This window comes from Jejudonia soesokkakensis (genome assembly GCF_042664795.1).
GTDB lineage: Bacteria > Bacteroidota > Bacteroidia > Flavobacteriales > Flavobacteriaceae > Jejudonia > Jejudonia soesokkakensis.
In genome coordinates, this window is sequence record NZ_JBHTBN010000002.1 from 186749 (window position 1) to 209676 (window position 22928).

Consider the following 22928-nt stretch of genomic DNA (forward strand, 5'->3'; position numbering starts at 1 on the left):
ATACGATCTAAAGATTTTTGGTGAGGCGCTTTACAATTTTATATTCAGCAAAAAATTCTTTCGCAATTACTTTAAGTGCTGTGTAAGTAGGAACAGCCAATATCATTCCGGCAATACCAAAGACCAGTCCGCCAATAAGAATTACAATAAAAATCTCTAATGGATGAGAACGCACACTTTTTCCGAAGATAACGGGTTGACTTACCAAATTATCAAATAGCTGAGCGAGACAGTAAAAGAAAAATACCCAAATTAGATCAGGTAATAATTCGCTAGAGAAATCTGCAGCCAAATTATTTGAAACCACAACGAGTAACATAAGACCTCCGGCCACTAGGGGCCCGAGATAAGGGACAATATTTAAAAAAGCGCAAATAAGAGCAATGGCGATGGCATTTTCGATATCAAAATACAGTAGAATTACCATATAAGCCAATGTGAGAATCATAATCTGAAGAACCAATCCTATAAAGTACCTTGAAAGTAATTCTTTGGTTTTTGTAAGCACACTTATAAAACGATCCTCACGACCAGGTTTTGCAAAGACGGTAATGGTGTTCTGTACCAGTTTTTCTTCTTTTAAAAGGAAAAATGAAATAAAAAAGACTGCGAACAAACCAACAACGACACTACCAATGTTTCCGAAGAAAATCTCCACAAAGCTGGGGATGACCTCCATGTCAAAATTTTGAATATAATCGGTTCGCTTAATTGCTTCAAAGATATCAATTTGTTCTACCCCAAGATAATCTGAAGCCTGAATGGACAATTCATTAATGTCACTTTTTACAAGCTCAAAGTCAATATTGGCAATGCTTCTGCTTTGTTCAATGATCACGGGGATAAATACCCAGAATAAAATTAAAACACTGGTAATCACAATTAATAGTGTGAAAATTGAAGCTACGGTATTTGAAAATTTTAATCTTCTTTTTAAAAATAAAACGACTGGACGCCCTATTAAAGATACTACAGCAGCGATTCCTATATAGAGAATAAGCGATTGGATTTGGTATAAAAACCATAATAGAATTATAATAGCAGCTAAAACACCTACTGCTTTCAATATCCCGTATGCAATCTTCTTAGAAGCTATTTTCATACCGTAAATATACTATAATGTCTATTGGTAATTCTCAATTTTATGTTAACGCATAAAGAGCAATAGCGGTAGCCTGTGCAACATTCATACTGCTATTTTCTCCAAACATTTCAATATAGATACTTTGATCCACGTTAAGTAAAACATCTTTTGAAACACCATGACGTTCATTTCCAATGACAAGAGCGATTTTTTTAGTTTTTGCTGAAAATTCTTTTAAAGGAGTGCTTTGATCGGTTAATTCTAATGCTATGGTAGTATATCCTACAGTTTTTAATGCTTCTAATTCTGAAAGTGTAGTCTTTTCAGAAACCAGGTGTGGAACTTTTGAAACTGTATTTCTTGCAGTTCGTAGCAACCGATTTGAAGTAAAATCTATCGTAGTGTTACAGAAGATTATTTTGGCAACTCCTAATGCATCTGAAAGTCGAAACAATGCGCCAATATTTGCAGGACTTTGGATTCCATCGCAAAGTAAAATGAGATCTTTGCGTTGTTTCGAAAAAGGTGTGCTATGATGTGAATGTTGAGTAGCCACTAATTTTCGAATGCATAGGTTACAATATTGGCACCCATACGTAACGCTTTTAATCGTACTTCTTCTGGATCATTATGAATTTCGGGATTTTCCCAGCCATCTCCTAGATCACTTTCAAGCGTATACAATAATACTAACCGGCCTTCAAATGTATAGCCAAATGCCTGTGGGCGAGAGTTGTCGTGTTCATGAATTTTTGGAAGTCCGTCTGGAAATTTAAATTGGTAATTAAAAATTGGATGATTCCCAGGCAACTCTTTTAATTCTAATTCTGGAAAAATTTTGACCAGTTCTTTTCTTACATATTGATCCATTCCGTAGTTATCGTCTATATGCAAAAAACCACCACTACTAAGATAGGCACGAAGATTTAGAGCTTCTTCGGCAGAAAAGAAAACATTTCCATGACCAGTCATGTGAATAAAAGGATAGGAAAATAATTCTACGCTTGTTGGGGTGACCGTTTCTGGTTTAGGATTTATCGACGTATTTACCTGCTGATTACAAAACGAGATTAAGTTGTTGAGTGCGGTAGGGTTACTATACCAATCGCCACCACCACTATACTGTAACACGGCAATTTCTTGCGCATTCGAGTTAGCTGGGATACTCACAAAAATGGTAAAAACGAAAAGAATTGAAAAAAGCCTCATAGAATTCAAAAATACAAATATGGTTGTATAGAATTCTAACTTTGGTGCTTTAAATTTTATTGTACATACCGTTGATGTAGTTTGAAGAAAATGACATCCAGTCATTATAAACTTCTATTGGAGTTGTATGTGAATTATGAATCACTTGTAAAGGATGATACCCTGAACCTATATGTAATGATTCATTCTCTAATTCAACAGCAGTATTTCTGTCAGTACTTGCAAGACGTAGGCTGTCTTTAGTATACTTTTTTGCTGGGGACATAATATGTAATAATTTGATTTGGAATGTGCAATCTAATGCTATAAATAGAATTTCTTATACTTTAAATGTTAAAATTCAATAATTATATCGATTATAGGTTATTTTTTATCGATTAAGTGTAAAATTGTATATATGAAATATGTGTAACCTTTTGAATATAAGAATATTGGGTTTTGAGGTAAATTTTATTTATTTTGAAGTAATATTTTCGTTAAAAGTCAATTTTACTCAGATGAACGTAATAAATATGTAGGAAAAATCTTAATAATGAAGTTTCACTACTAGTTATGTTAAGATTTATTCGTTAATAAATGCAACGCTGTGGCAGGCAACAATTGCTGCTGTTTCTGTTCTAAGCCGGCTTACACCTAAGGTGACTGGAATAAAACCAGATTGTATAGCTTCTTCAATTTCTCTAACAGAAAAATCACCTTCCGGACCTATAAGCAATAAAATATCCTGAGAAGGTTTTACAATATTCTTTAAAGATTGTTTTTTGATTTCTTCACAATGCGCTATACAGTTTAGTTCGCTTAATTGACTAGTAGTGAGAAATTCGGAAAAGGAAATAGCGTCATTCAATTTTGGCATATAGGCTTTTAATGATTGTTTTGCCGCACTAATGATTATTTTTTCATAGCGTTCGGGTTTAATGACCTTTCGTTCGCTATGATCGCAGATAATAGGAGTAATTTCTGAAACACCAATTTCGGTCGCTTTTTCTAAGAACCATTCAAAGCGGTCATTTAATTTGGTAGGTGCCACAGCCAAATGTAGCGAATAGGGAAGTGGTTTTTCTTTTTTAAAACTATTGATTTGCGCAATGCATTGTTTAGGATTTGTACTTATTAAAGTTGCTTCAAAAAAGTATCCTTTCCCATTGGTGAGGTGTAAAGTATCTCCTACATTCTTCCGAAGTACTTTTACCATATGCCTGCTCTCATCCTTTTCGAATGAAATCTCCGAATCACCTTCAGTAAGATTAGGATTATAAAAAAGCTGCATAATTACTGTTTAGATTCGGCATGTTCAATTCCCAACTCGATCCAATGCTGTAATTTTTCTTCAGTATCAAATCCTTCTTTTTGAACAAAAATAAATTCCTTCATAGGTTTTCCTGTAAAATCCATAGGTCTAACATGGGGTCTCTTTATAATTTCTTCCATTTTTTCAGGAATGACGCGTACCATTAATCGCTCTTTGGTTTCTCCTACACACATTTTTCCTTTATACAGCATACAATGGCCTCCAAACATTTTCTTTTCGGTAATATGAGAAGTCCAAGGAATGACAGCAATTCGTAATCTTCGTACAATTTCTTCGGAAGTACTCATTAGGATTTGTTTCAGTAAAAATACATTAAAACTTCATTCGTGCCTTTGCAGTCACCTCATTCGTGGCAAACATTTCTTTCTTAAATTTTAATTCACCCACCATGGCTATCATTGCGGCATTGTCTGTACAATATTCAAATTTAGGAATGTGTGTGGTCCATCCGTATTTCTGCCTCGCTAAAATCAAAGCATTTCGAATACCGCTATTTGCCGAAACACCACCTCCAATCGCTATTTCTTTTATTCCTGTATGTTTTACAGCATTTTTTAACTTATCCATTAAGTAGCTCACAATGGTAAACTGAAGACTCGCACAAATATCTTCTATATTTTCTGAAATGAAGTCAGGATCTTTTGCAACCTCTCTCTCTACAAAATAAAGTACTGCTGTTTTTAATCCGCTAAAGCTAAAATCCATAGGATCTACTTTCGGTTTTGGAAACTTAAACCTTTTAGGATCTCCTTCTTTTGCGTATCGATCAATTAAAGGTCCCGCAGGATAGGGGAGTCCTAATATTTTTCCTGCTTTATCAAAAGCTTCACCTACTGCATCATCAATGGTTTGCCCAATGACTTCCATCGAAAAATAGTCAGTCACTTTTACAATTTGAGTATGACCTCCACTAATGGTCATTGCTAGAAACGGAAACTTGGGCACAGTTTGTCCTTCCACTTTTATAAAATGTGCTAAAATATGAGCCTGCATATGATCCACATCAACCAATGGAATTTTCAATCCCATTGCAAAAGACTTTGAAAATGAAGTGCCTACAAGTAACGATCCCATAAGTCCTGGTCCGCGTGTAAATGCTATGGCAGATACATCATTTTTATCGATATTTGCTTTGCGTAATGCCTGATGCACAACCGGAACAATATTTTGTTGATGCGCCCTTGAAGCAAGCTCCGGAACTACACCACCATATTCCTCGTGGATTTTTTGTGTAGCAACAACATTAGACAATACAATGCCGTTGTTTATGACAGCAGCAGCAGTGTCGTCACAGGACGATTCAATACCTAGAATGAAGCAATTATTTTCTTTCAATGTAAAGAGGCATATTTATTGGTTGTAAAATTAAAACTTTAAAAGCGTATCAAAAAGCTTAGAAAAATAATAGTTCGCTCTTTTGCAATCATCGTATTGTTATTGCTGCTTTTGATTATTATTTTGTCTATTCCGAAGGTACAAACCTACATTGCCACTAAAGTTACCACAGATCTCAATGAAACTTATGGAACTGACATCCATATTGGCCGTATAGGTCTCAATTGGAAAGGAGAGGTAGATATTCGGGAGGTCTATATTGCAGATCATCACCAAGACACGCTCATCTACGCTCGGGAACTTCAAACCAATGTGATTAGCTTTCAGAATTTAATTAAAGGAGATCTTGGCTTCGGAAACATCCACCTCCAGCAGGCAAAATTATACGTAAAAACATACAAAGGCGAAGAAAGTGATAATCTCTATATTTTTTCTGAAAAATTTAATACTGGACAAAAAAGTACCAATCCATTTTCACTTTTTAGTAACGATGTAAGGCTTACCGATAGCAAAGTAACCATCACTGATGAAAATGCTGAAACTCCCGATATACTCACGCTAACAAACGTAAATCTATTTGCCGAAAGTTTTAGAATTGACGATACCGATGTTACCGCTCAAATAGAAGAACTATCTTTAGATGCAGCCAGAGGTTTTTCTATTAAAAATCTACAATCAGATTTTACCTATACGCTGGAAAAAATGGAGCTAAAGGAGTTACTTTTAGAAACTGAAGCTTCTACGTTAAAAGGAAATCTTTTGTTTTCGTATGGCGAATCCGGCCTTGCCGATTTTATAAATGGAGTAACCATTAATGCAGAATTTGATGAATCCCGTTTGGCTACCAATGACCTCAATGCATTTTATCCAGAGTTTGGCGATGACTTGATCTTTGAGATTGACGGGACAATTCAAGGGAACTTAAACGATTTTAATTTCTATGGCGGAAACATACGGGTAGGTGGAAATTATATTTCTGGTGATTTGGTGTTTAAAAATTTATTACGAGAAGAAACAGACTTTATCATAGATGCTAAAAACCATAATTTATCTACCAGTTATTATGAATTAAGACGCTTAATGCCAAGAATATTGGGCGATGTTCTGCCAGCAGAACTAAAATCCTTAGGACGATTTACCTTTATTGGCAACTCGACTATTACGAGAACTTCTTTACAAAGCAATAGCATTGTTAGCACTGAAATTGGCACAGTCGATGCAGATTTACAAATGGGCAATATCAATAATTTTGAAAATGCGTTTTACAGTGGAAAAGCAATCTTAACACGAGTAAATCTTGGAAAATTAGTAAACACCGAATCCTTAAAAACAGTTTCTGCAAACCTTACTTTTGATGGTCGCGGATTTACACAACAGACGGTCAATACAAAAATAAATGGAACGATTTCATCTATTGTTTTTGAAGACTATGATTATAAAAATATTACGGTGTCTGGTAATTTAAAAAATCCCATCTTTAATGGGGACCTAAGTATTAATGATCCAAATTTGAAACTTAATTTTAAAGGGCTTGTCGATGTTTCTAAGAATTTTAATCAGTATGATTTTGAAGCCAATGTAGAATTTGCCGAGTTAAATAATTTAAATCTAATTAAGCGGGACAGTATTTCAGAATTTACCGGAAAAATCATCATGGATATGGATGGAACTACGATAGATGATGCGGTGGGATCGATAACGTTTCAGAATACGTTTTACCAGAATGAACGTGATGATTTCTTCTTTCAGGACTTTAATATCGTCTCTTCCATTGAAAATGAGGTTCGCACTATAAAGGTAAATTCTTCAGATATTGTAGATGGAGAAATTTCAGGAAAATTTAAAGTGGAAGATATTCCGAATCTCTTCCGTAACGGAATTGGTAGTATTTATGCAAATTACATTCCGAAGGAAGTAACTACAAATCAATACATTGATTACAATTTTTTAATCAATAACAAAATTGTGGATCTGTTCGTACCGCAAATAGAATTAGGAGAAAATACTCGAATTAGAGGGTCGGTATTTAGTGATGAGTCAAAGTTTAAGCTCGATTTTAAATCGCCAGAAATCCTTTTATTTGATAATTACCTCGGAAAGGTAAATCTTCAAGTGGATAATAGCAATCCATTGTATAATACGTATGCGTCTGTTGACTCAGTATATACTGGGGTTTATAATGTAGTGGATGTGAGTATGATCAATAAGACCATTAATGATACTTTGTACTTACGTTCAGAATTTAGAGGAGGAAAGACTAAAGACGATCTTTTTAATTTATCACTTTTTCACACTATCAATCCGGAAGGGAAATCGGTAGTAGGCGTAAAAAAATCTGATATTACGTTTAAGGATAATGTTTGGTATTTAAATGAGAACAACAATAATCTAAACAAAGTTGTTTTTGACGATAATTTTTCGAAAGTTAAAATTGACTCGCTGGTATTGAGTCATAATGACGAAATTATCCAATTAGCTGGAGAACTGCGCGATTCGACCTATAAAGATCTCAAAGTGCGTTTTAAAGACGTCAATATTGGAAATATTACACCCCAAATTGATAGCCTACGACTGGAAGGAAATGTTAATGGATCTTTTGATTTTCTTCAGAAAAATGGGGCATATTATCCAAATTCAACCGTTAAAATTGATAATGTGGTTATTAATGATGTTCCTTTTGGTAATTTAAACCTAGCCGTAGAAGGAAACGAGAATCTCACCGAATATGATATCAATACGACACTTACCAATAACAATGTAAAATCCATAACTGCCATAGGACAGATAAATGTAACGCAGAACAATCCACGAATAAAAATGGATGTGACCCTTAATGATTTTAATTTGCAGGCCTTTAGTCCGTTTGGGGGAGACGTCATAACCAACATACGCGGACTGGCATCAGGGAACGTGCGAGTATCTGGGAATTATAAAAGTCCTGATTTTATAGGTAGAATTAATTTGAACGAAAGCGGACTTAAAATTCCTTACCTCAATGTTGATTTTGATATTGAGGATAATTCACAAATTACAGTTACCAAAAACAAACTCGATCTAAGAACCGTAACCATAACCGATACCAAGTATAAAACGGAAGGAACTCTTACAGGAAATGCCACACACGAGAATTTTAATAATTGGGGACTAAATTTATTTATAGAAGCCCCAGAAAAATTGTTAGTACTCGACACACCTCCCGATGATGATGAATTATACTACGGAACGGCTTTTATAAGTGGCTCTGCAGATATTAGCGGCCCAATAGACGAATTAGTAATAGATGTAGTTGCGACCACCGAAGAAGGAACGAGCTTTAAAATTCCGATAAGTGATACCGAAACTATTGGTGATGATTCTTTTATAAAATTTTTGTCTCCAGCCGAAAAACAGGCTCGTATTAGTGGCGAATCTATTGTAACTAGAGAAGTGAAAGGTCTTTCTCTAAATTTTGATTTGGATATAAACGATAATGCCGAAGTTGAAGTGGTGGTAGATAAGGTAAATAATTCTACCTTGAAAGGACGAGGGGCAGGAACATTACTGATCCGTATCAATACCCTCGGAAAGTTTAATATGTGGGGCGAATTTACTGTGATTGAAGGTGTGTATGATTTTAGGTATGGTGGGTTTATACGTAAGACGATTGATGTAGTCCCTGGCGGAAACATTAACTGGGACGGAGATCCCGAAAGAGCCCGATTAGCAATTAGTGCCAAATATGAAACTACGGCAAATCCTTCCGTATTGCTGGACAACCCTACGGTTAACCGAAAAATCCCAGTAGAAGTGCTTATTGATCTTACGGGGGAATTATTACAGCCAAATTTAGATTTTAGAATAGAATTTCCACGAACCAGTTCTATCGTTCGCAGTGAGTTGGATTATAAGCTTCAGAACGCAGATGAACGACAAAAACAGGCGTTGTTTCTCGTTGCTTCCAATTCTTTTGTAAATGATGATTTTGCCGGAGCCGGAGTTTTTTCAGCACAAAGTATAGTGACAGAAAGAGTTTCAGGGTTGGTAAACGAATTGTTTGCTGGTCAGGATAGTAAATTTAGAGTGGGATTGGATTATAGCCAAGGAAGTAGATTACCCAATCAACAGTCTGCGGACAGGTTTGGAATTACGTTATCGACGCAAATCAATGAACGAATTTTAATTAATGGAAAAGTTGGAGTGCCAGTGGGTGGTGTTAATGAGACTGCTGTTGCAGGGGATATTGAAGTGCAATGGTTAATTAATGAAGATGGGAGCCTTCGTATGAGCTTCTTTAACCGACAGGCAGACATTCAATTTATTGGTGAAGATCAGATATTTGAACAAGGCGCAGGAATATCCTATTCGGTAGATTTTGATACGTTTAGAGAATTAGTTCAGAAATTATTCAACAAAAAACTGACTTTAGAATCTGAAGAAGAATTACCAGTCACGCCAGATGATGATACATTACCTGTTGATTTTAACAGTAAAGGAAAACAAGAAGAGGAATGATTGAGTTGACAGTTTTCAGTTGACGGTTTTCAGTTGACGGTTTTCAGTTGACGGTTTTCAGTTGACGGTTTTCAGTTGACGGTTTTCAGTTGACGGTTTTCAGTTGACGGTTTTCAGTTGACGGTTTTCAGTTGACGGTTTTCATATTTTTTAATTCACTTACAACCCACAACCCACAACCCAGAACTCACGATTCACTACTTCCCAGCAATAGCCGAAATCTCTACATTTACATATTTAGGTAGATTGGCAACTTCAACTGTCTCACGTGCAGGTGCAGTATTTTCATCAAAATAACTAGCATACACTTCGTTAATCGCTGCAAAATTATTCATGTCTGAAATGAAAATAGAAGTTTTTAGTATGTTTTCAAACGTCATTCCTGCGGCTTCTAAAACGGCTTTTAGGTTTTCCATCACTAATTTTGTTTCTGAAACTATATCGCTTGTTTCAAGTTTTCCTGAAGTAGGATTTATAGCAATTTGCCCAGAAGTATAAAGGATGTTACCATATTGTACCGCTTGATTATAAGGTCCAATTGGAGCTGGGGCTTTGGTCGTTGTAATTATTTTTTTCATACTTGAATCCCTGAAAAGTCGGGGGAACTATTACAATTGTTGATCTGGTTCTCTTCGTTTGTCATACTTAATATCACTTAAAACCGAAGATTTTATACCAATATAAAAATACCACGCAGTATTGATACTACCAATAGGGGTCCAGTTAAAACTCATTTGCCAGCTTTCTAGGTCCCGCTGAAAACGGAGCTGTGTTAAAGTGACACCTTCGTTTTTAAAATCGTAACCAGATGACACGCCTACTTTCCATCGTGGCGAAAGTTCCAGATTACTACTAAACATAAGTGATTGAGAGGATATTTCATTCTGTCGCTGCCCATTACTATAGGTGATTGTGTATGCCAGCCTTAAATCCCAGGGGATTTTATAATTATACCAGTCGATGCCGGTCTTATCTTCATTTTCATCATCGGGTTCAAATATCCTTCCGTCGTTAATATTAGTCGCATCTCCAAACAGATCATCGGGTCGACCACCATTTCTAAATGTATCATTATCAATTCTGTCCAGATCTTTTTGAGTGCCTTGACCTTCAAAATCTTTACTCGAAAAGGAGTAGTTAAAACTTAAATTCGCATTAGTCAATCGAAATAAACTACCCCCATTATCAATATTAAACATATCAATGCGCCGGTTATTATTATCCAGTGCGTAAGGGTCTAAGGTTCCAATAAAATTAAGGTCTAATTTTGGGATGACAGGAATACTACCAGAAACTCGCAACGGACTAATATTTAAACTATCCCCAGCCAGATTGTAAGCGGTTGAAAAATTAAGGTTATTAAGTAAGACTACTTTTTTAGGTTCAGTGGCAGTAGTATCTCGGTCACGAACTTTGGCTTCAAAAGTATTGCTCAATGAGAATCCAATATTACTGGAATAGGTTCTTCCTGGAGCACCAAACAAAGTGTTTTCAAACCTCGAATACTGTACAACTTCATTTTGAATTTCCGGATCTGCAGAAACAATAGGGACTTCATACGAGTCGTAAAATTGATCAAAACCAGGATTGATGTTATAGCTAATATTAGGACGCATTACATGCCGTAAAGCCTGAATTTTTTTATCATTTCCGAAAGGAAACAATCCATAGATAGTCGTTCCTAATCCTGTAGAGAAATTATAAGTTCTATAACTGTCAAACCCTGGAATAGTATCTTGTACCACAGCTCCCGCTCCATTATCAAGAGTTTGGTCAAAACGTCGGCGTATGGTTTTAAGTACCCATGTTTCCTGAAATTGTGTACTCGCAGACGCACTTATGTAATCTAGAATTTTAAAGTTGGTCGAAATCGGAATGGTATGTTGGGCACCAATTTGGGCATTATCAAACATTTCTGGAGTGAAAAATAAAGAGTCGGTCGTCTGTATTCGGTTTTCTGCGCGAACGTCGTATTGAAAGTTGATATTCTGAAGCGCCCCTTTTTTAGTCCCAATTTTAGGGGCAAATGGATAAATTCTTGAGACACTTGCCGTCACATTTGGTAGTGACATATTAATTTGCTGTGTATTCGTATTTTGCGAATGTGTTCCTGCAACTGTGACATTGACTTGTGGCTCTCCCTCAAAAGTTTTTGAATAGGAAACCGAAGAGTTTAGAGTGTTTACCAGCGCGCTGGCATTGTTGGTTTGGTTAATTGATTGCTGAAAGTACCTACTACTTCCTAAATTCACAGAGGCCGAAAATCGGGAAGATGGATTCGACTTTGCATCCTGCGAATGGGACCAGCGGATGTTGTAAACAGACGACTGACTAAAATCTGGAAAACCTCGTTCACTGTTAATTAGATTCTCATAACGAACACTTACATTTCCCCGAAACTTATATTTTAAAACATAGGTTGATTCGCCCCGTAATCCATAACTTCCATTTGTATAATAATCCCCAAGAAGGGTAAGATCGACATAATCGTTCACTGCAAAATAGTATCCTCCATTCTGAAAGAAAAATCCGCGACGCGATGTTTCTCCAACCGTTGGGATGATGAACCCAGATGTTCTGTCTTCGGTTAAAGGAAAGTATGCAAATGGAAGCCCAATAGGAGTAGGGACGTCTGCAATCCACATATTGGTAAAGCCCGTCACTATTTTTTTCTTCGGAACAAATTTCGCTCTGCGCGTGTAGAAATAATATTCTGGATCTTCGATGTTCTTAGAAGTCGTAAATTTTACATTCTTCAGATAGATTACTGAATCATTTACTTTCTTGGTCACTTCAGCCTTTACTTTAAACCCGCTTTGTTCGGTACGCGAATTATAGACCAGTGCTTTTTCAGAATCAAAATTAAACCGAAGCGAATCGGGCTCCACAATATTCTGGCCTTGTTTAAATACAGGTTTTTGTGAATACACTCCAGCACTATCAATTCCTTTTGCATAGACTTCCTTTCGGTTATTGTCAATAACAATCAAACCGGCTTCAATTCGAATATCTCCATAGATAACATATGCCTCATTATAGATAAATACCTTGTTTTCCTTTCGGTCTAGATATACATAATCCTCCCCATAATACTCTACAATATTGTCAAGATATTCTTTCTTAGGTTTTAGCGTGTCTGTCTTAATAGTATCGACAATGGCCTCGTTTTTTTCAGAAATGATAGCTTTAGGAGAAGCAATAACTGTATCAGATTGTATGGTAGAAGGGATAACCACTTCATTTTTAGCGGGTATATCCTGTGCATGCAACAATGTGCTACCAAGCAGTAGAATGCATATAATTAATACGGATTGCTTATTTATTTGCAATGCTGCGAACCTTTAATTTTGTAAATTTGGCTTAGTTTTTGAAAATCTATCTTTTCAGAAACAGATGGCTCAAAATTAAGCATATTTTTTTGGCTTCAATTTTAAAATACAACTTTTTAAAATATCAAATAAAAACGCACGTTTTACACCTATGAAAACGAAACTATTATCTTATTTCGTACTTGTTTTTCTCTTTGTTGCAGGAACTTCATTTACAGTGCTCAAGAATGATACCACAAAACCATTTGTTATTGTGCTTGATGCGGGTCATGGAGGTGACGATACAGGAAACACCTGGAATGGTTTTAAAGAAGATGAAATCTCTTTAAATATAGTTTTAAAAATCGGAGCTGCCTTAGAGAAAGAACCAAATGTCAAAGTAATTTATACACGAACAAAGGATGTGTTTATTAAACTGAAAGATCGTGCAGATATTGCAAACAAAGCAGATGCAGATCTTTTTGTGTCAGTTCATTGCAATGCACATAATAGTCAGGCCTACGGAACCGAAACCTGGGTTTTAGGATTGCATAAAAATCAGGCAAATTTTGAAGTAGCTAAAAAAGAGAATGAAGTAATTTTCTTAGAGGACAATTATGAGGAAACCTATGCAGGTTTTGATCCTAATTCACCTACATCTTTAATTGGCTTGATGTTGCTTCAGGAAGAGTATCTGGATCAGAGTATTGCTTTAGCAACTTTGGTTCAGAATAATTTTACCAATTCACTTAAAAGAAAAGACAGAAGTGTAAAACAGGCAGGTTTTTGGGTATTACATAATACATATATGCCAAGTGTATTGATAGAAACGGGGTTTCTTTCCAACAAAGAAGAAGGTGCCTATCTTAATTCTAGTAAGGGGCAAACCGAAATGGCGCAAGAAATTACTAAAGCTATAGTGACCTATAAAAATAGTCTTGCCATGTCTACTGAAAAATTTCAGAATCCAACTATTGAAACCGAAGAGATCGAAAATGCAATTGAAACTACCGAAAAGAAAGAATATAAAGACATTACCTTCAAAGTACAGTTAGCTGCTAGCAGTAAGAAAATAGATACAAAATCTTCTAATTTTAAAGGACTAAAAGATATTGACAGAAAAAAAGAAGGGGAACTTTATAAATACTATTATGGGGATACTTCAGATTATAATAAAATTCAATTAATGAAGACTTTTGCACAAGAAAAAGGGTATACGACCTGCTATATTGTAGCTTTTAAAAAAGGTGAAAAAATAGAACTTTCCGAAGCCTTAAAATCTGAGGTAAATTAAACTCCCAATTCTAACATTTTTATTCTAAATTTGCTTAAAAGCAAAAAATTCAACATTGAGACTATCTAGAGAAGTAAAAACAGGTATACTGGCCATAGGAGCGATCCTCTTATTTATATTTGGATACAGCTATTTAAAAGGGACTAACCTTCTTGAGAAAAACCGGACATTTTATGTGAAATATGATAATGTCGAAGGCCTTGCCAAATCAGCTCCTGTAACCATTAACGGGCTTAAAGTTGGTAAAGTTTCTAGTATCGATTTCTTAAATGCACAAGGCGGCCTCGTAGTAGAATTTACGTTAGAAGATGATTTTTCTTTTTCAAGAAACAGTGAAGTAAGAATTTATAGTAGCGGTTTAATTGGCGGTAAATCATTAGGTATTTTTCCTGTTTACGATGCAGGCACCGTTGCTGTTTCTGGAGATACGCTTACGGGTTCAGTTGAAGATGGGATGTTAAGTGCCGTAACCAAAGCATTAGGGCCATTAGAGAAAAAAGTAAACAATACACTTTCAACGGTAGATACTTTGTTACTTGCCTTTACAGATATCGTTGATGAGCCAACTAGAAATAATTTAAAAGAGGCGATTAACAGTCTTAACGGAACCCTCCAGTCCCTCAATGGAGTTTCAACAAAGTTAAATAGAGTATTAGCAAATAATACAGACAAACTGGACAGAACCTTTACCAATCTGGACATTACTACTCAGAATTTCGCAAAGCTTTCAGATTCATTGTCACAAATTGAAGTAGGGCAAATGATTAGCGATCTTGAAAATTTTACAGGTCAATTAAACGAAATCGCTCAGTCTATTGATAGAGGAGAGGGCAATCTTGGGAAATTACTCAAAGAAGAACAAGTTTATGAGAACCTCGAAGCTGCCACCAAACAACTGGAGGAATTATTACAGGATTTAAAATTGAATCCTAAACGATATGTTCACTTTTCTTTATTTGGCAAAAAGCCAGGAGAATATAAAGCACCAGACGACCCTAAAAAGTAACTCATGCAGTACATTCCTAATATCTTATTTATAGTGGCGCTAGTCGCTGGTATAGGTTATTTCACTATTAATATCCGAAAAATCATTCGCAACATCAAACTTGGAAATCCAGTTGATGTGAGCGATAATAAAGGAGAGCGTTATGGAAATGTGGCCCGCATTGCACTTGGGCAATCAAAAATGGTTAAAAGACCTATCGCAGGATTATTACATATCATTGTCTATGTTGGGTTTATAGTAATTAATATTGAGGTGCTGGAAATCATTATAGACGGTATCTTGGGAACTCATCGAGTATTTGCTGGACTTGGTCTCGTATATGATTATTTGATCGCAACTTTTGAGATTTTGGCTTTATTGGTTTTTATTGGCGTGATCTTTTTTTGGACTCGAAGAAACATTCAAAAAATCAAACGGTTTTGGGCAAACGAAATGACTTCTTGGCCAAAGAATGACGCGAATTATATTCTTTATTTTGAAATGGTCTTAATGGTTCTCTTCATTACGATGAATGCAGCAGATCTTCAGTTGCAACAAATGGGCGCTGCACATTATGTAGAAGCAGGAATGTTTCCGGTGAGTGGTTTAATAGCACCTCTTTTCGATGGACTTTCAGAAGGGACCCTTATTCTTGTTGAAAGAACTGCATGGTGGTTACATATACTTGGCATTTTAGTATTTCTCAATTACCTCTATTTTTCAAAGCATTTGCATATTATTTTGGCGTTTCCCAATGTGTACTTCGGAAGGGTTACCCCAAAAGGAAAATTTAAGAATAATGAGGCTGTCACTAAGGAGGTTCAATTAATGATGGACCCCAACGCCGATCCATTTGCTGCTCCGGCTGAAGGTGCCGAGGCGCCAGCAAAATTTGGTGCGAGTGATGTCATGGATCTCAATCAGATACAATTATTAAATGCCTATACATGTACCGAATGTGGTCGCTGTACCGACGAATGTCCCGCAAATAAGACAGGTAAAAAATTATCTCCCCGTAAGATTATGATGGATACTAGGGATCGTTTGCAAGAGGTAAGTAAAAATATTGATTCCAACAAAGGAGAATTTAAAGAAGACGGTAAACAATTACTAGACGACTATATCACACGCGAAGAATTGTGGGCCTGTACGACCTGTAATGCGTGTGTGGAAGCCTGCCCTGTGAGTATTGATCCGTTATCAATCATCATGGACATGCGTCAGTATCTGGTCATGGAACAGTCTGCAGCTCCAATGGAATTAAATGGTGCAATGACAAACATCGAAAATAACGGAGCACCCTGGCCTTACAATCAGATGGATAGATTAAACTGGAAAAACGAAGCTTAAAAGATAAATCCGAACTACGGAAAGAATTATGAACAAAGAAGAAGCAGAAAAGTTATTACATGATAAAGTTGAAGATGGTGAAAAGATAAGCCCGGTCTTGCCTAAAGGTGTAAAAAATTACCTTATTGATATCGACGGTACCATAACTGAAGATGTACCAAACGAAGAACCAGAACGTATGGCGACTTGTGAGCCTTTTCCAGATGCTTTAAAAACATTAAATAAATGGTATAATCAAGGTCATCTTATCTGTTTTTTTACTTCTAGGACCGAAGAACATCGTGAAGTAACAGAAAAGTGGCTCAAAAAACATGGTTTTAATTATCATTCCTTACTAATGGGAAAACCCAGAGGAGGAAATTACCATTGGGTAGACAATCATTTGGTGAAAGCTACCCGCTACAAAGGAAAATTTACAGACCTAGTAGATAAAAAAGTAACCATACAGGTATTTGAAGAGTAAAAACTGATTTAGATCTTATAAATTATAAGGATATGAGTGAAGCATTAAAAGTGCCAACAATGGCCGAATATATGGCAGCAGGAAAAAAACCAGAAGTTCTTTTTTGGGTAGGATGTGCTGGAAGTTTTGACGATAGAGCCAAAAAAATCACGAAAGCTTTTGTAAAACTATTAAATAATGCGGGTGTTGATTTTGCAGTGTTAGGTACCGAAGAAAGTTGTACGGGAGATCCTGCAAAACGCGCAGGAAATGAATTTTTATTTCAAATGCAAGCCATGCCTAATATCGAAGTATTAAACGGATATGAAGTAAAAAAAATAGTTACTGCTTGTCCACACTGTTTTAATACCATAAAAAACGAATATCCTGAATTAGGTGGAACTTATGAGGTAGTACATCATACACAGTTTTTAAAAGATTTGTTAAATGAAGGTCGTCTTAAAGTAGAGGGCGGAAAATTTAAAGGAAAACGGATTACATTTCACGATCCATGTTATTTAGGTCGTGCCAATGGGGAATATGAAGCCCCACGAGATTTATTACAAAAGTTGGAAGTTGAATTAGTAGAAATGAGGCGTTGTAAAACGCGCGGACTATGTTGTGGAGCCGGAGGTGCTCAGATGTTTAAGGAACCAGAACCAGGAAAAAAAGACATCAATATTGAGCGTACCGAAGAGGCTATGGAAGTGCAACCAGATGTTATTGCTGCAGGGTGTCCATTTTGTAATACCATGTTAACCGACGGGGTAAAAGGAAAAGAAAAAGAAGGTGAGATCGAAGTAATGGATGTAGCCGAAATGATTGCGAATGCTTCAGATTTATAATTATGTTGACAGATTTTAAAAATTTACCAGACGATTCAAGAATCTGGATATATCAATCTAACCGAAAGCTTTCCGAAGAGGAAGTTTCCATTATACAATCAAAAACTTCAGAATTTTTAACGCAATGGACAGCACATGGAGCCAATCTGGAAGCAGGATTTGAAGTAAAATATAACCGTTTTATCATTATTGGTTTGAATCAGGAAAACGCTTCAGCTTCTGGTTGTAGCATTGATGCTTCGGTACATTTTATTCAGCAGTTGGAAAAAGAGTTTGAAATAGATCTACTTGACAAAATGAATGTCACATTTTATAGTGGAGATTATATCGCACACAAGTCACTTTCAGACTTCAGAAAAATGGCTAAAAATAAATCGGTGTCGCCAAATACTGTAGTTTTTAATAACTTAGTGAATACCAAAGCCGAGTATCTTGAAAACTGGGAAGTACCCGCAAAAGAAAGTTGGCACAATAGATTTCTAGCATAGTTTTTGTACCTTAGAAATCATGAAAAAAACGATTGCAGCCCTCTTTTTACTTACTCCTATTATTGCGTTGTTTGCGCAACAAAGAAATCCATTACTACTTGAAAATGATTACCCCAATCAAAAGGCCTGGGTAGATAGCATCTATGGTAATATGTCGTTACAAGAAAAGGTAGGACAGCTATTCATGGTTGATATCTTTTCGAGTGATCCACAGTCTAAAGTGGATAAAGTAAAAGAATTGATTAAGAATCAGCATATTGGTGGCGTGATTTTTTCAAAAGGAGGCCCGCAACGACAGGCAAAAATAAATAATCAGTTTCAGGAATTAGCAAAAATACCTCTTATGATAGGCATGGATGCCGAATGGGGACTTGCTATGCGATTGGATTCGACTTTTGCCTATCCATGGAATATGACGTTGGGCGCTATCACAGATGACAAAATTGTACAAAAAGTTGGAAAACGAATTGGAGAACACTCTAAACGTTTGGGCGTTCACATAAATTTTGCACCCGTTGTCGATATAAATACCAATCCTAAAAACCCCATCATTGGAAATCGCTCTTTTGGAGAAGATAAAGATAATGTAACCAACAAATCATTAGCTTTTATGAAAGGAATGCAAGAGGCTGGAATTTTAGCCAATGCAAAGCATTTTCCAGGGCATGGAGATACCGATACCGATTCCCATAAAACCTTACCAACTATTAATTTTACCAAAGCACGAATTGACAGTATAGAGTTGTACCCATACCGAAGGTTAATCGACGCTGGATTGAGCAGTGTGATGGTTGCACATTTAAATGTTCCTTCATTAGAAGAACGTTATGATTATCCGTCCTCGATATCAAAGACGATTGTTACAGATATGCTAAAAGGTGAATTAGGCTTTAATGGCTTGATTTTTACCGATGCCTTAAATATGAAGGGAGCTGCTAATTTCAGTGTTCCTGGGGAAATAGATCTGGCAGCATTTCTGGCAGGAAACGATGTTTTATTGATTTCTGAAGACATCCCTAAAGCACATCAAATACTAGTGAATGCCTTTAGGGAAGGCTTAATAACTGAAGAGCGTTTGGCGCTTTCGGTTAAGAAAATTCTTTACGCTAAATATAAAGTGGGTTTGCATAACTATACACCTGTAGATACTAACTATTTGGTGGAGGACTTAAACTCAGTACTAGATGATGCTTTATATGAAGAAGCGATGGAGAAGGCTTTAACTGTACTAAAAAATAAAAAGGCTATCCTGCCCATTAAAGACCTTCAGAAGAAAAAAATCGCCTATATCAACTTAGGGGATGATTCTGGAGCAGTTTTTTTGGATGAATTGCGAAAGTATACAGACATTGATTTTGTAAAAGCCGAAAAACTGGACGAGTATATTAAGAAACTCAAAAACTATAACTATGTAATTGTAGGGTTTCATAAATCGAATGAAAATCCCTGGAAGGATTATACGTTTACAGATAATGAACTTACCTGGCTTTATGAAATAGCTCGTACTAACACAGTCATTCTAGATGTATTTGCACGACCTTATGCTATGCTTGATCTTAAAACCACTAATAATTTTGAAGGGATTGTAATGTCTTATCAAAATAGTGAGGTTTCTCAGCAGCTATCGGCTCAGTTGATTTTTGGCGCACGTGAAGCGAAAGGAAAATTACCTGTTTCTTTAGGAGAAGATTTTCCACTAAACACGCACTATGAAACAAAATCATTACAACGACTGCAATATGGAACTCCCGAAAGTGTAGGTCTTAATAGTTATAAGCTAAAAAAGATAGATTCTTTGGCTCGTGTTGGACTTTGGGGTGGAATGACTCCTGGAATGCAAATTCTGGTGGCACGTAAAGGAAAAGTGATCTACAATAAAAACTTTGGGTATCACGAACAAGATAAGAAGAATAGCGTAAAAAGCAATGATATTTACGATGTAGCATCTCTAACAAAAATTCTTGCATCTCTTCCGGTAGTAATGGAGCTTGTGGATCGTGGAGAGCTTTCTATGGATACAAAACTTTCAGCAATGCTGCCTGAGTTTAAAAAATCAAATAAAGGGAATATCACATTGCAGCAAATGTTGACACACACCGCTCGTTTAAAAGCCTGGATTCCTTTTTATGTGGAAACATTGGATACGCTTACAGGGTTGCCTTCAGATAAATATTACAGGTCTGAGCCTGGAGGAAGGTTTACAGTGAAAGTAGCAGAAGATCTATACCTTCGGAAAGATTATCGGGACAGCATTTATAAAATCATTAAAGAAAGTGATCTTAGAGACAGAGCTGGCTACCGGTATAGTGATTTACCTTATTATCTGTTAAAGGAATATATAGAAAATTTCTTCGGAAACCCTATGGAGAAGGTGGTGCAACGAGATTTTTATGAATCAATGGGTATGAATTACACAACTTACAATCCGAAAGAAAAATTCACGCTTGCAGACATTGTCCCTACCGAAGATGACCATACCTATAGAATGCAAAAAGTTCATGGCTATGTACATGATCAGGGTGCCGCAATGCTGGGCGGTGTAAGTGGTCATGCTGGATTGTTTAGTAATTCAAATGATGTGGCCAAGATGATGCAAATGTACTTACAAGGCGGTTATTATGGAGGGAAACGGTATCTTTCACAAGAAACTTTAGAAGCTTTTAATACCTGCTATTACTGTGAGGATGACATTCGTAGAGGAGTTGGATTTGATAAGCCACAACTTGGAGATTCTGGACCTACCTGTGGTTGTGTATCTTTGAGTAGTTTTGGACACAGCGGATTTACAGGAACATTTACTTGGGCAGATCCTGAAGAAGAAATTGTATATGTTTTCATGTCTAACAGGACGTTTCCAGATGCGAACAATAGAAAACTTATAGGTAGTAATCTGAGAAGTAATATTCAGCAGGCGATTTATGAAGCTATTGACTATACCAATAAAGAACCTTCAATAGAATTAACCGAAAACAAATGAAAATAGCCATTGTATGTTATCCCACCTTTGGTGGAAGTGGAGTAGTTGCAACAGAATTAGGTGTTGCATTGGCTGCGCGTGGACACGAAATTCACTTTATAACATACAAACAGCCTGTACGTTTGGAATTAATCACACGTAATATTCATTTTCATGAGGTTTCGGTACCTGATTATCCTTTATTTCACTATCAGCCCTATGAATTAGCGTTATCCAGTAAGCTAGTGGATATGGTTAAATTGTATAAAATTGATGTTTTACATGTTCATTATGCCATCCCACACGCATATGCAGGGTATATGGCAAAAAAGATGCTGGCTGAAGAGAACATTCATATACCTATGGTGACCACACTCCATGGAACTGATATTACGCTGGTAGGAAGTCATCCTTTTTATAAACCAGCAGTTACCTTTAGTATCAATGAAAGTGATGTCGTTACTTCGGTTTCACAAAGCTTAAAAGATGATACGTTACGTCTTTTCGATATTACAAACGACATTCATGTGGTGCCTAATTTTATTGATACCACTTCGCATGATAATCCCTATACTGATTGCCAACGAGATCTCATGGCCAAACCAGAGGAAAGAATAATTACGCATATTAGTAACCTTCGACCTGTAAAGCGAATTAAGGATGTGGTAAGAATCTTTTATAAAATTCAGAAGAAGATTCCTGCCAAACTTTTAATTGTAGGAGAAGGCCCAGAGCGTGAACCTGCAGAGAAGTATTGTAGAAATAAAGGAATTGAAAATAAAGTGATTTTTTTAGGGAATAGTAGTGAGATTCATAAAATATTGTGTTTTACAGACCTGTTTTTATTGCCTTCGGAAAAGGAAAGCTTCGGGTTGGCAGCCTTAGAAGCGATGGTTAATGGAGTTCCCGTTATATCAAGTAATACCGGCGGATTGCCAGAAGTTAATGTTGATGGTGTGAGTGGTTATCTAAGTGAGGTTGGCGATGTTTCAGGCATGGCAAAAAAGGCAATTTCTATCTTAGAAAGTAACGAAACACTGAAAAAGTTTAAAAAGCAATCGAAAGAAGCTGCTAAAAAATTTGACACTCAGAATATTGTGCCCATGTATGAGGAGGTTTATGCCAAAGCCATTCAGTATGTGTCATAAAAAAAGCCTTTCCGAAGAAAGACTTTTTATGAATAAACTAAGCCTTATAAAGGCTTAGCTTAATTAATATCATTTAGAATTGATACCGTACTCCAAGTGCGATATCAAAATCTACATCATCATTAAAATCTCCAAATCCAAATTCTGGTCTAAAATCTAATGATAATAGTAATGGGAAATCAAAGTTATATTCTATCCCTATATCTCCAGCTGCATAAAAATAAGTTTCAGAATCATCGTCAAAATCACCAAAGTCATCTTCAAAATTGACCTGAGCAACTCCTAAACCAGGACCTACATACCAGTTAAAACCTCCGTCAATATTCCATACCCAATGGTATAACCCAGTTAAACGAAAGGCGTTAAAATTTCTGTTATCACGATATCCTAAATCGAACTCTAAACGGTTGTTGTTTGAACCAACAGCTCTTTGATAACTCACTTCAGTTCCAAATCCATCATTGTCCCCTAGACGAAGACCAATGGCATTTTCTGCAATTAAAGTGCTTTGATCTTGAGCGTTTGCATTAAATGCAATAGTTCCCAAAAAAGCGAATACTAAAATTATTTTTTTCATAAATAAGTTGTTTTTGTTACTAAACCAAAAGTAGGCTTATATTTCTTACCTGCTTGTTAATGCAATACCAATAAAACCTAAAAATAATCCCAAAGTTTATGCGT

General features: G+C 36.2%; 19 protein-coding genes. 9 read left to right on the forward strand and 10 right to left on the reverse strand.

The window, feature by feature from the left end; genetic code table 11:
• Positions 1-7: 7 nt before the first annotated feature.
• From ACFQO1_RS05490 to tsaD, 7 genes are all read right to left on the reverse strand, one after another.
• Positions 8-1102: an AI-2E family transporter gene (locus ACFQO1_RS05490; RefSeq protein ID WP_380216978.1), complete on the reverse strand. Its 1095-nt coding sequence runs from the start codon at positions 1100-1102 to the stop codon at positions 8-10.
• 40 nt (positions 1103-1142) lie between these two features.
• A complete protein-coding gene (locus tag ACFQO1_RS05495) occupies positions 1143-1640 on the reverse strand; it encodes a TrmH family RNA methyltransferase (RefSeq protein WP_380216979.1) in 498 nt (165 codons plus the stop codon).
• Positions 1640-2293 (reverse strand): DUF4159 domain-containing protein, encoded by a 654-nt coding sequence (locus ACFQO1_RS05500; RefSeq protein WP_380216980.1) that lies wholly within the window; start codon positions 2291-2293, stop codon positions 1640-1642. Before ACFQO1_RS05500 ends, ACFQO1_RS05495 begins: the two co-directional genes overlap by 1 nt.
• Before the next feature lie 49 nt (positions 2294-2342).
• Entirely contained in the window at positions 2343-2558 is a 216-nt protein-coding gene (locus tag ACFQO1_RS05505; protein ID WP_380216981.1) for a hypothetical protein, read from the reverse strand.
• A 297-nt stretch (positions 2559-2855) separates the two neighbouring features.
• The gene (locus tag ACFQO1_RS05510; RefSeq protein ID WP_380216982.1) at positions 2856-3563 is read right to left on the reverse strand and encodes a 16S rRNA (uracil(1498)-N(3))-methyltransferase; all 708 of its coding nucleotides are present in this window, start codon (positions 3561-3563) and stop codon (positions 2856-2858) included.
• 2 nt (positions 3564-3565) lie between these two features.
• The gene (locus ACFQO1_RS05515; protein WP_380216983.1) at positions 3566-3892 is read right to left on the reverse strand and encodes a TfoX/Sxy family protein; all 327 of its coding nucleotides are present in this window, start codon (positions 3890-3892) and stop codon (positions 3566-3568) included.
• A 25-nt stretch (positions 3893-3917) separates the two neighbouring features.
• Positions 3918-4940 carry a tRNA (adenosine(37)-N6)-threonylcarbamoyltransferase complex transferase subunit TsaD gene (gene tsaD, locus ACFQO1_RS05520; protein ID WP_380216984.1) on the reverse strand — a complete coding sequence of 341 codons (1023 nt, stop codon included), beginning with the start codon at positions 4938-4940 and terminating at the stop codon, positions 3918-3920.
• 111 nt (positions 4941-5051) lie between these two features.
• On the opposite strand from tsaD, the gene ACFQO1_RS05525 reads away from it, so the two are divergent.
• Complete coding sequence (locus ACFQO1_RS05525) at positions 5052-9431, forward strand: translocation/assembly module TamB domain-containing protein (protein ID WP_380216985.1); 4380 nt, start codon at positions 5052-5054, stop codon at positions 9429-9431.
• Positions 9432-9628: 197 nt separating this feature from the next.
• On the opposite strand, the gene ACFQO1_RS05530 is transcribed toward ACFQO1_RS05525, so the two are convergent.
• Together ACFQO1_RS05530 and ACFQO1_RS05535 are read right to left on the reverse strand one after the other, a co-directional pair.
• Positions 9629-10009 carry a Rid family detoxifying hydrolase gene (locus ACFQO1_RS05530; protein WP_380216986.1) on the reverse strand — a complete coding sequence of 127 codons (381 nt, stop codon included), beginning with the start codon at positions 10007-10009 and terminating at the stop codon, positions 9629-9631.
• 30 nt (positions 10010-10039) lie between these two features.
• Positions 10040-12703 carry a putative LPS assembly protein LptD gene (locus ACFQO1_RS05535; RefSeq protein ID WP_380217220.1) on the reverse strand — a complete coding sequence of 888 codons (2664 nt, stop codon included), beginning with the start codon at positions 12701-12703 and terminating at the stop codon, positions 10040-10042.
• A 208-nt stretch (positions 12704-12911) separates the two neighbouring features.
• Here ACFQO1_RS05535 and ACFQO1_RS05540 point away from each other — a divergent pair, with 208 nt between their 5' ends.
• The 8 genes from ACFQO1_RS05540 to bshA are packed head-to-tail and all read left to right on the forward strand — an operon-like array spanning position 12912 to position 22247.
• Positions 12912-14033: an N-acetylmuramoyl-L-alanine amidase family protein gene (locus tag ACFQO1_RS05540; RefSeq protein ID WP_380216987.1), complete on the forward strand. Its 1122-nt coding sequence runs from the start codon at positions 12912-12914 to the stop codon at positions 14031-14033.
• 55 nt (positions 14034-14088) lie between these two features.
• Positions 14089-15039, forward strand: a complete 951-nt coding sequence (locus tag ACFQO1_RS05545; protein WP_380216988.1) for an MlaD family protein — start codon at positions 14089-14091, stop codon at positions 15037-15039.
• 3 nt (positions 15040-15042) lie between these two features.
• Positions 15043-16368: a 4Fe-4S dicluster domain-containing protein gene (locus tag ACFQO1_RS05550; RefSeq protein WP_380216989.1), complete on the forward strand. Its 1326-nt coding sequence runs from the start codon at positions 15043-15045 to the stop codon at positions 16366-16368.
• Between the two features lie 28 nt (positions 16369-16396).
• Positions 16397-16831, forward strand: coding sequence for an LNS2 domain-containing protein (locus tag ACFQO1_RS05555; protein WP_380216990.1), 435 nt, complete (start codon positions 16397-16399; stop codon positions 16829-16831).
• A gap of 32 nt (positions 16832-16863) precedes the next feature.
• On the forward strand, positions 16864-17655 hold the full coding sequence (locus tag ACFQO1_RS05560) for a (Fe-S)-binding protein (RefSeq protein ID WP_380216991.1): 792 nt from the start codon (positions 16864-16866) through the stop codon (positions 17653-17655).
• A gap of 2 nt (positions 17656-17657) precedes the next feature.
• Complete coding sequence (locus ACFQO1_RS05565) at positions 17658-18143, forward strand: ABC transporter ATPase (protein WP_380216992.1); 486 nt, start codon at positions 17658-17660, stop codon at positions 18141-18143.
• 19 nt (positions 18144-18162) lie between these two features.
• Entirely contained in the window at positions 18163-21120 is a 2958-nt protein-coding gene (locus tag ACFQO1_RS05570) for a glycoside hydrolase family 3 N-terminal domain-containing protein (protein ID WP_380216993.1), read from the forward strand.
• The gene (gene bshA / locus ACFQO1_RS05575; protein ID WP_380216994.1) at positions 21117-22247 is read left to right on the forward strand and encodes an N-acetyl-alpha-D-glucosaminyl L-malate synthase BshA; all 1131 of its coding nucleotides are present in this window, start codon (positions 21117-21119) and stop codon (positions 22245-22247) included. The genes ACFQO1_RS05570 and bshA overlap by 4 nt, the downstream gene beginning before the upstream one ends.
• A gap of 73 nt (positions 22248-22320) precedes the next feature.
• On the opposite strand, the gene ACFQO1_RS05580 is transcribed toward bshA, so the two are convergent.
• On the reverse strand, positions 22321-22824 hold the full coding sequence (locus tag ACFQO1_RS05580; RefSeq protein ID WP_380216995.1) for a hypothetical protein: 504 nt from the start codon (positions 22822-22824) through the stop codon (positions 22321-22323).
• Positions 22825-22928: the final 104 nt, after the last annotated feature.